Source organism: Mesorhizobium sp. M7A.F.Ca.CA.004.12.1.1 (assembly GCF_003997835.1).
GTDB lineage: Bacteria > Pseudomonadota > Alphaproteobacteria > Rhizobiales > Rhizobiaceae > Mesorhizobium.
This window is the reverse complement of record NZ_RZRK01001484.1, coordinates 1-505: the sequence shown is the minus strand read 5'-3', so window position 1 is coordinate 505 and position 505 is coordinate 1. Positions and strand designations below refer to the sequence as shown.

Below are 505 nucleotides of genomic sequence, written 5' to 3'. Positions count from 1 at the left end.
CCATATCGGCGCCTATTCGCTCTCGCTGCGGACCCGCTTCAACGGCTTTTACCCCGACACCTTCGTCGAGGTGACGACGCCGTTCGACGAGGGCGACGCGCCGCAGGGGTTTGCCAGTTTGGAGACGATGGCGGATTAGCGAATAGGGAATAGCCAGTAGCGAATAGGGAAGATTTGCCGAGACAGCAGCAAGGAAGGACTACCTTCTATTCGCTATTCGCTATTCGCTATTCGCTATTCGCTATTCGCTAAAGCTTCCCCAAAAGCTCCGGCGTCGGCCAGCCATCCACCGGCAAGCCTAGCCGCATCTGCTCCTTGCGGATCGCCTCGCGGGTGTTGGTACCCAAAATGCCGTCGACAGTGCCGACATCGTAGCCCCTGGCTTCCAGCTTGGTCTGCAGCGCCTTCATCTGCTCGTTGTTGAGGCCGGTCTCGGGATTGCGCGGATCGAACTGTTTTTCTCCCGCCAACCTGGCGGCGAGGTTGGCCGCGGTCAGCGCATAGG

1 protein-coding gene and 1 pseudogene are annotated in these 505 nt (G+C 59.6%); one reads left to right on the top strand and one right to left on the bottom strand.

Annotated features, from left to right (window positions below; translation table 11 throughout):
• A pseudogene (locus EN984_RS39305) lies at window positions 1-139 on the top strand (ornithine decarboxylase); the annotation flags it as partial.
• Between the two features lie 109 nt (window positions 140-248).
• Here the strand turns inward: EN984_RS39305 and EN984_RS37150 are convergent.
• The coding region (locus EN984_RS37150; RefSeq protein ID WP_164766054.1) for a peptidoglycan-binding domain-containing protein at window positions 249-505 on the bottom strand (257 nt) is incomplete at its 5' end.